The following is an 8,956-nucleotide window of genomic DNA, read 5'->3' as shown; positions in this document are numbered from 1 at the left end:
CAGGTGAAGTCGAGCTGCTGGTCGGCGCGCTTGGCGGCGAGCCCGTCGGGGCCGAGGTGGTCGCGGTGGGCGAGCACCCGCCCCCACAGCTCGTCGACCCCGATGTCGTGCAGCCCGGAGACGGTGACCACGGGCGGGGCCCACTCCCCTCTGGCCCGGACCAGCCGCATCGCGCCCGCCAGTTCCCGCGCCGCGGCGCGGGCCTCGCCCTCGCGGTCGCCGTCGGCCTTGTTGACAGCGATCACGTCGGCGATCTCGAGGATGCCCTTCTTGATGCCCTGCAGCTGGTCGCCGGTGCGGGCGATGGTCAGGAACAAGAAGGTGTCGACCATCCCGGCCACGGTGACCTCGGACTGGCCGACGCCCACGGTCTCGACCAGGACCACGTCGTACCCGGCGGCCTCCAGCACGCTCATCGCCTGCACGGTCGCGCGCGCGACTCCGCCCAGGGTGCCGGCCGAGGGGCTCGGCCGGATGAAGGCGTTCGGGTCGACCGCCAGCCGCTGCATCCGGGTCTTGTCGCCCAGCACCGAGCCGCCGGTGCGCACGCTGGACGGGTCGACCGCGAGGACGCCGACCCGGTGACCCGCGGCTGTCAGCCGGGAGCCGAGCGCCTCGATGAACGTCGACTTCCCCACTCCCGGCACACCCGAGATCCCGACCCGCACCGCGTCGAGAGGTCGGTTTCGGCCCGTTGAGAAGTCACTTTCGGCTAGTCGAGTGACCAGCTCGCGGGCCTGCTCGCGGTGCGCCGGCTTGGTGGACTCCACCAGCGTGATCGCCCGGGAGACGGCCGCCCGCTGGCCGGCCGCGATCCCCTCGACGAGGGCTCCGACGTCGACGGCCATACGAGTCACGCTCCTGTCCGGGTGGCGGCTCGTGCGCCCACCACGCAAAGTGTCACGGTGACAGTTTGGGTCGAGAGTGACAGCTCTGAAGTGTCACCCACCGCGCAAAGTGTCACGGTGACAGTTCGGAAGTGTCACCGTGACACTTTGCGGGTCGTCCTAGGCGCCGTCGAGCTGGGCGCGCAGCCGCTGCAGCAGGTCCAGCGCCGAGTCCGCGATGACCGTGCCGGGCAGGAACACCTCGGCCGCACCCATCTGCTTCAGCGTCGGTACGTCGTCGGGCGGGATGACGCCGCCGATGACGATCATGATGTCCGGCCGGCCCTGGTCCGCGAGCGCCTTCTTCAGTGCGGGCAGCAGGGTGAGATGTCCGGCCGCGAGGGAGGAGACGCCCACGATGTGAACGTCGGCGTCCACGGCCTGCTGGGCAACCTCCTCCGGCGTGGAGAACAGCGGACCGACGTCCACGTCGAAGCCGAGGTCGGCGAAGGCGGAGACGACCACCTTCTGGCCCCGGTCATGGCCGTCCTGCCCCATCTTGGCGACCAGGATGCGCGGGCGGCGACCCTCGGCCTCCTCGAACTCCTCGGTCGCCCGGAGCACGGCCTGCACGTTGCCGGCCTCGCCCCCCGATGACAGAGCCTCGTCGCGGTACACGCCGGAGATGGTACGGATCACCGCCTGGTGGCGACCCCACACCTGCTCCAGCGCGTCACTGATCTCGCCGACGGTGGCCTTGGCGCGGGCCGCGTCGACGGCGAGCTTGAGCAGGTTGCCGTCCAGGCCGGGGCCGCTGTTCTCCTGGGCCGCGCTGTGGGTGAGCGCGGCCAGCGCCCGGCGTACGGCGTCGTCGTCGCGCTCCGCGCGCAGCCGTTCCAGCTTGGCGACCTGGGCGCGGTAGACCTCGTCGTTGTCGACCTTGAGCACCTCGAGCGGATCCTCGGCGGCGAGCCGGTAGGTGTTGACCCCGATCACCTTCTGGTGGCCCGAGTCGATCCGGGCCTGGGTGCGGGCGGCCGCCTCCTCGATGCGCATCTTCGGGATGCCCTGCTCGATGGCCTTCGCCATGCCGCCGGCCTTCTCCGCCTCCTGGATGTGCGCCCAGGCGCGGGTGGCGAGGTCGTGGGTGAGCCGCTCCACGTAGTAGGAGCCCGCCCACGGGTCGATGGTGCCCGTGGTGCCGGACTCCTGCTGCAACAGGAGCTGGGTGTTGCGGGCGATCCGGGCGCTGAAGTCGGTCGGCAGCGCGATCGCCTCGTCGAGGGCATTGGTGTGCAGCGACTGGGTGTGACCCTGGGTCGCCGCCATCGCCTCGATGCAGGTGCGACCGACGTTGTTGAAGACGTCCTGCGCGGTCAGCGACCAGCCGGAGGTCTGGCTGTGCGTGCGCAGCGACAGCGACTTCGGATTCTTGGGATCGAACTCGCGCACCAGTCGGCTCCACAGCGCCCGGGCGGCGCGCATCTTGGCGACCTCCATGAAGAAGTTCATGCCGATCGCCCAGAAGAAGGAGAGTCGCGGCGCGAACGCGTCCACGTCCATGCCGGCGGCCAGGCCGGCACGGATGTACTCCACACCGTCGGCCAGCGTGTAGGCCAGCTCCAGGTCGGCGGTCGCCCCGGCCTCCTGCATGTGGTAGCCGGAGATCGAGATCGAGTTGAACCGCGGCATCCTCTGGGAGGTGAAGGCGAAGATGTCGGAGATGATCCGCATGCTCGCCTGCGGCGGGTAGATGTAGGTGTTGCGGACCATGAACTCCTTGAGGATGTCGTTCTGGATGGTCCCCGCGAGCTGCTCCGGCTTCACCTCCTGCTCCTCGGCCGCGACGATGTAGAGCGCCATCACGGGGAGGACGGCGCCGTTCATCGTCATGCTGACGCTCATCTGGTCCAGCGGGATGCCGTCGAAGAGCGTGCGGGTGTCGTAGATCGAGTCGATCGCGACGCCCGCCATGCCGACGTCGCCACGCACCCGCGGGTGGTCGGAGTCGTAGCCCCGGTGGGTGGCCAGGTCGAACGCCACGCTCAGCCCCTTCTGGCCCGCGGCCAGGTTGCGGCGGTAGAAGGCGTTGGACTCCTCGGCGGTGGAGAAGCCGGCGTACTGCCGGATGGTCCACGGCTGGGTGGTGTACATCGTGGGATAGGGCCCGCGCAGGAACGGGCTCAGCCCCGGCCAGGTGTCGAGCGCGTCGAGCCCCTCGAGGTCCTGGGGCGTGTAGAAGGGCTTGATCTCGATGCCCTCCGGGCTGTGCCAGGGCTCGGCCGCGGCCGGCCAGCTCATCCGCCAATCGGGGCCCTCGAGCGGAAGGTCGGCGAAGGACTCGGGGATCGTCATGACAGCTTCTCCCGGACTCGATTCAAGAAGGCGAGGGCGTCCACGCCCATGGCGCAGGAGTCGTCGGCGTAGCTGGCCGGCTTGCCCGCCACCACGACGTACGACGCACCGGCGGCTCGCAGGGCGCTCGCGGCCGCCTCGCCCCACTCGGCGTAGGCGGCGTCGGCGCCGGCCAGGCACACCACCGGCTGCCCCTGGTAGGCCGCGACCAGCTCGTCCGGCGTCGCGGTGGCGCCGGCCACGTCGACACCGACTCCGCCGGCGGCCAGCAGGTTGCTGGCGAAGCTGGCGCGCGCGGTGTGCTGGGCGACCGGCCCGAGGGTGGCCAGGAAGACGTGCCGTTTGGGTGGGGTGTCGCGCAGCGCCTCGAAGGAGGCACCGTAGCGGCGCACCCGGTCGCCTCGCGGATCGGCTTCGCGCTCGGGCAGCGTCTCGGCCAGGTTCGGGAACTCCGAGAGGCCGGTGATCGGGCGTCGGCGCTGGGCGATCTGGGCCTCGCGCTTCGCCACGACCTGCTCGATGCCGGCCCTGAACGTCTCCAGGCCATCGCGCTCGAGCGCCTGGAACCGTGCCCAGCCGGCGGCGGCCAGGTCGAGGGTGAGCCGCTCGACGGCGTAGGCCCCACCGGCCGGGTCGGCGACGGCGGCCACGTGCGACTCGTCGATGAGCAGGTGGTTGACGTTGCGCGCGATCCGGCGACCGAACGCGCTCGGCAGGCCCAGCGCGCTGTCGAAGGGCAGCACCGTGACGGCGTCGGCTCCCCCCACGCCGGCGGCGAAGGCAGCCACCGTGCCACGCAGCATGTTCACGTACGGGTCGTACTTGCTCAGCATCGGGCGACTCGTCGCCGCGTGCTGGCGCTGCTCGACGCCCCTGATCCCACTCAGCTCCAGGACCCGCGCCCACAGCTGGCGCGCGGCGCGCAGCTTGGCGATCGTCGGGAACTGCTCGTCGGTGGCGGCATAGCGGAACTCGATCAGCCGGGCGGCCGCGGTGGCGTCCAGGCCGGCATCGGTCAGCGCTCGCAGGTAGCGCACCGCGACGTAGAGGCTGTAGCCGAGCTCCTGGGCGTCGCTGGCGCCGAGGTCGTGGGCGGCGGTGGCGTCGGCGACCACGCCGAGTACGCCGTGCTCGCGGGCCAGCCTCGCGACCGCGACCAGCTCGTCGGAGGACCAGTCGGCGGTCGAGCCTGTCGAGACCCGCAGCGACGCCCCGATCGGGTCGGCACCGAGATTGGTGCCCGGGTGCGGGTCGACGCCGCGCTCGTCGGCGTACCGCAGGAGGGCCTCGGCGGTGGCGAGCGGTGCGGTCGGGGCGTCGAGGACGACCGGCGCCAGGTCGAGGAGTACGCCGTCGAGGACCGCCCGCAGGTCGGTGTCGGCCTCGGCACCGACCCACAGGCTGGTGACCCCGCCGTCGAGGTCGACCAGCGCCGCCTCGTTGGCCAGCTTCGCGTCGGGACCGTGGACCAGCGCCCGGATGTCCCAGCCGCCGGTGCGCAGCGGCCGCACCCCGGACGGCTTCTCGCCGGGCACGCCCAGCGGCGTCACGCCGATGCCGTCGAGCGTGGTCCGGGTCAGCTTGTCCCACACGGCCGAGTCGGGATCCTCGTCGGCGAGGCGCCCGCTCTTGCGGAGAACGGCGGCGGCGGCGTGCTCCCACTCCGCGCGGTTGTGGGAGTCCTCCGGCTGCACCAGCTCGATCTGGGCATCGGTCATGTGGGGCACCCTAGGGAGGTAGCAGTGGCGCCCGCCACAGAGTGTGACGTTTCCTACCCGACGGTACCTCGTGCCAGACCGTCGTCCCGGACCCTCGTCGCCGATCTCGCCGATCTCGCCGAGCGGATCCGGCTCGGGCAGCTCGACCCCGCGGGTCTGACGCATTATGACTAGAATCTCCTGGTAACAATCAACTTCGATCATCAGGAGCAGTGATGAGCCAGCTCGGCGCCCATATGGAGGAGGAGCTCGTCTCGCAGCCCGACGTCTGGGAGCGAGCCGCGGCGATGAGCCCCGAGCAGGCGCTGCTGCCGGCGGCGGGGCGGCGGGTGGCGGTGATCGGCTGCGGCACCTCGTGGTTCATGGCGCAGGCGTACGCCGCGGCCCGGGAGACGGCGGGGCTGGGAGTGACCGATGCGTTCGCGGCCAGCGAGTCGTTCCTGACCCGCGACTACGACGCGGTGGTCGCGATCACCCGCAGCGGCACCACCACGGAGGTGCTCGAGGCGCTGTCGGCGGTGCGCGGGCGCACCCGCATCGTCGGCATCGTCGGCGACCCGGAGACGCCGTTCGTGGGCTTGGCCGACGACCTGGTCGCGCTGCCGTTCGCCGACGAGCGGTCGGTGGTGCAGACCCGGTTCGCGACCACGGCGCTGGCGTTCCTGCGGGCGAGCCTGGGCATGGATCTGACCGGCGCGATCGCCGATGCCCGCGCGGTGCTCACCGAGCCGCTGGAGGACGAGTTGGTCGACGCCGAGCAGTACACCTTCGTCGGCAGCGGCTGGACCGTCGGGCTGGCCCACGAGGCGGCGCTGAAGATGCGCGAGTCGTCGCAGTCGTGGACCGAGTCCTACCCCGCCAAGGAGTACCGCCACGGCCCGATCGCGATCAGCGCGCCCGGCCGGGTGACCTGGCTGTTCGGCATCGCGCCAGAGGGACTCGCCGAGGACACCCGGGCGACCGGGGCCCGGTTCGAGCACCGGCCGAGCATCGACCCGCTCGCCGACCTGGTCCGGCTGCACCGGGTGGCGCTGGAGCGCTCGCGCCGTCGCGGCCTGGACGCGGACGCCCCGCGCAACCTGACCCGGTCGGTCATCCTGCCGTGACGGTCCTCGCCTTCGACGTGGGCGGCACGGACGTCAAGGCGGCGCTGGTCGACGCCGACGGCACCGTCCGCACGGTGCTGCGCTCCCCCACGCCCCGCGCCGGCGAGGACACCCCCGTGCTGGTGGTCGCCGAGATCGCCCGGCTGGCCGGGGAGCTGCGCACCACCCATCCCGACGCCACGCCGGCCGCGGCGGGTCTCGTCGTACCGGGGATGGTGGACGAGGAGCGTGGCCTGGCGGTGTGGAGCGAGAACCTCGGCTGGCACGACGCGCCGCTGCGGGCGATGGCCCGCGAGGCCCTCGGCGTGCCGGTGGCGTTCGGGCACGACACCGCGGCGGGCGGGCTGGCGGAGCGACGGCTCGGCGCTGCGGCGGGGTACGACGACGTCGCCGTCGTCACCATCGGCACCGGCATCGCGGCGGCGCTCGTCGTCGGCGGCCGCCCGCATCGCGGCGGCGGGCTGGCCGGCGAGATCGGCCACGCGCCGGTCGCCGGCAGCGACGAGCCGTGCGCCTGCGGGCGACGCGGCTGCCTGGAGGCGACCGCGTCGGCGGCCGCCATCACCCGGAGGTACGACGCCAGGACCGGCACCGGCGTGGCCGGCGCCCGCGACGTACTGGCCCGGGCCACCGCCGGGGACGCCGTCGCCCGCGAGATCTGGGACTCGGCGGTCGTGGCGCTGGCGTTCTCCTTCGCCCACCTGGTCGCGGTGCTCGCACCGGAGGCGATCGTGGTCGGCGGCGGACTCGCCCACGCGGGCCCGGCGCTCTTCGAGCCGCTGGGCTCCCAGCTGGCGGCCTACCTGACGTTCCAGCGGATGCCCGCACTGCTACCGGCGCGGATCGGCGGCGACGCGGGTGTGCTGGGCGCCGCCCTGATGGCCCAGGATCTGATCCGATGATCGTCACGCTGACCCCCAACCCTGCGCTCGATCTGACCTATCACCTCGACGTGCTGCCGCTGGGCGACGTCGGCCGGGTCGCGCCGGCGGCGGCGCGGGCGGGCGGCAAGGGACTCAACGTCGCCCGGGTGCTGCACCAGCAGGGCGTCCCTGTGCACGCGGTCACCACCGCGGGCGGCGCGACCGGCGAGGCGCTGGCGGCCGACCTGCCGTTCCCCCACACCCTGGTCCCGGTGGCCCGCGAGACCCGGCGCAGCATCGCCCTGATCGAGCCCGACCGGGCCACCGTGCTCAACGAGACCGGCGTCGCGCTCTCGCCCGCCGAGACGGTGGCGCTGCTCGCCGCCGCCCGCGGCGTGCGGTCCGGGGTGCTGGTGGTCTCGGGCAGCCTGCCGCCCGGGTTCCCAGCGGACGCCCTCGCGGACCTCGGCGGCGACCCCCTGATCGTCGACACCACCGGCCCCGCGCTCCTGACCGCCTGTCGTGCCGGTGCCACCTTCGTCAAGCCCAACCGCGCCGAGCTGGCCGCGACCACCGGCACCGACGACCTGCTCGCCGGCGCCCGGACGCTGCTGGCCAAGGGCGCCGACACGGTCGTGGTCAGCGACGGCGAGCGCGGCCTGGTCGCCGTCACCGCCGACCGGGTGCTCCGGGCCTGGCCGGACCGGATCGTCGCCGGCAACCCGACCGGGGCCGGCGACGCGGTCGTCGCCGCCCTGGCCGCCGCCGTACCCGACGAGGACCTGGCCACCACGCTGGAGCGCGCCGTGCGCTGGAGCGCCCGCGCCGTCGCGCATCCCCAGGCCGGAGAGCTGGCGGACATCGAGGTGGCCGCCGTCATCGAGGAGGAGCCATGCTGACCCCGACCCGCGAGCTGATGGGACGCCCGGTGGGGGCGTTCAACGTGCTGCACGTGGAGACCGCCGAGGCGCTGGTCGCCGCCGCCGAGCGCGCCCGACTTCCGGTGATCCTGCAGATCAGCGAGAACTGCGTGGCCTACCACGGCGCGCTCGCCCCGATCGCCCGCGCGACGCTGGCGGTGGCCGAGGCGAGCGTCGTGCCGGTGGCGGTGCACCTCGACCACGCCGAGTCCGAGGCGCTGGTGCGCGAGGCGGTGGAGTTGGGCTTCGGCTCGGTCATGTTCGACGGCTCCCCGCTGCCCGACGAGGAGAACGTCGCGGCCACCGCGCGGGTGGCGGCGTTCGCCCACGACCGGGACGTGTACGTCGAGGCCGAGCTGGGCCGGATCGGTGGCAAGGGCGGCGCCCACACGCCCGGCGTGCGGACCGACCCGGGCGAGGCGGCGGCGTTCGTGGCCGCCACCGGTGTGGACGCGCTCGCGGTCGCCGTCGGCAGCTCGCACGCGATGACCGAGCGCACCGCCGTGCTGGACCTGGACCTGATCGGCCGGCTGCGCGAGGCGGTCGGCGTGCCGCTGGTGCTGCACGGGTCCTCCGGCGTACCCGACGAGACGCTGGTGGCCGCCATCCGCGCCGGGATGCGCAAGATCAACGTCTCCACCCAGCTCAACAAGGCGTTCACCGGCGCGGTGCGCGACCTTCTCCTCGCGCGGCCGGAGGTCGTCGACTCACGCACGTACGTCGCCGCGGGCCGGGAGGCGCTCAGCAGCGAGGCCGAACGGTTGCTGCGGCTCTTCGCTGGAGCCGGGTCGTGAACCGGGACGAGCGGCACCGCGCCGTCCTCGACCTGCTCGCCGAGGACGGCCGGATCGAGGTCGACGACCTGGTCACCCGGCTGGCCGTCTCCCCCGCGACCGCGCGTCGCGACCTCGACCAGCTCGCCGCCCAGCAGCTGCTCACCCGCACCCGCGGTGGCGCCGTCGCGCACTCGGTCGCCTACGACCTGCCGCTGCGCTACAAGCGCGAGCGGCGGGCCACACAGAAAGAGGCGATCGGGCGGGCGGCCGCCGCGATGGTCGGGTACGGCGCCGTGGTCGGCCTCTCCGGCGGCACCACCACGACCGCCGTCGGCGAGGCGCTGGCGACCCGCCCGGACCTGGCCGCAGCGTCGGCGGAGCCGACGCTGAC

At 73.3% G+C, this 8,956-nt stretch carries 8 protein-coding genes; 5 read left to right on the top strand and 3 right to left on the bottom strand.

Going from position 1 to position 8,956, the window contains the following annotated elements; all coding sequences use genetic code 11:
• The 3 genes from meaB to VHA72_RS08975 form a co-directional block, all read right to left on the bottom strand.
• Positions 1–848, bottom strand: an 848-nt coding sequence (gene meaB, locus VHA72_RS08985) for a methylmalonyl Co-A mutase-associated GTPase MeaB (protein ID WP_325574385.1), incomplete at its 3' end; no start/stop codon positions are given.
• Between the two features lie 159 nt (positions 849–1,007).
• On the bottom strand, positions 1,008–3,128 hold the full coding sequence (gene scpA / locus VHA72_RS08980; RefSeq protein WP_414689778.1) for a methylmalonyl-CoA mutase: 2,121 nt from the start codon (positions 3,126–3,128) through the stop codon (positions 1,008–1,010).
• A gap of 50 nt (positions 3,129–3,178) precedes the next feature.
• The gene (locus VHA72_RS08975) at positions 3,179–4,900 is read right to left on the bottom strand and encodes a methylmalonyl-CoA mutase family protein (protein ID WP_325574380.1); all 1,722 of its coding nucleotides are present in this window, start codon (positions 4,898–4,900) and stop codon (positions 3,179–3,181) included.
• 215 nt (positions 4,901–5,115) lie between these two features.
• On the opposite strand from VHA72_RS08975, the gene VHA72_RS08970 reads away from it, so the two are divergent.
• The 5 genes from VHA72_RS08970 to VHA72_RS08950 all read left to right on the top strand — a co-directional run.
• Positions 5,116–6,006 carry an SIS domain-containing protein gene (locus tag VHA72_RS08970; RefSeq protein ID WP_325574378.1) on the top strand — a complete coding sequence of 297 codons (891 nt, stop codon included), beginning with the start codon at positions 5,116–5,118 and terminating at the stop codon, positions 6,004–6,006.
• Positions 6,003–6,908, top strand: a complete 906-nt coding sequence (locus tag VHA72_RS08965) for an ROK family protein (RefSeq protein WP_325574376.1) — start codon at positions 6,003–6,005, stop codon at positions 6,906–6,908. Before VHA72_RS08970 ends, VHA72_RS08965 begins: the two co-directional genes overlap by 4 nt.
• Positions 6,905–7,768: a 1-phosphofructokinase family hexose kinase gene (locus tag VHA72_RS08960; RefSeq protein ID WP_325574374.1), complete on the top strand. Its 864-nt coding sequence runs from the start codon at positions 6,905–6,907 to the stop codon at positions 7,766–7,768. The genes VHA72_RS08965 and VHA72_RS08960 overlap by 4 nt, the downstream gene beginning before the upstream one ends.
• A complete protein-coding gene (locus tag VHA72_RS08955) occupies positions 7,762–8,583 on the top strand; it encodes a class II fructose-bisphosphate aldolase (RefSeq protein ID WP_325574372.1) in 822 nt (273 codons plus the stop codon). The genes VHA72_RS08960 and VHA72_RS08955 overlap by 7 nt, the downstream gene beginning before the upstream one ends.
• The coding region (locus VHA72_RS08950; RefSeq protein WP_325574370.1) for a DeoR/GlpR family DNA-binding transcription regulator at positions 8,580–8,956 on the top strand (377 nt) is incomplete at its 3' end. The genes VHA72_RS08955 and VHA72_RS08950, both read left to right, overlap by 4 nt.

It is taken from the genome of Nocardioides sp., from assembly GCF_035547795.1.
Taxonomy (GTDB): Bacteria; Actinomycetota; Actinomycetes; order Propionibacteriales; family Nocardioidaceae; genus Nocardioides.
The sequence above is the reverse complement of the archived record's forward strand: the minus strand, read 5'-3'. Positions and strand labels throughout refer to the sequence as shown.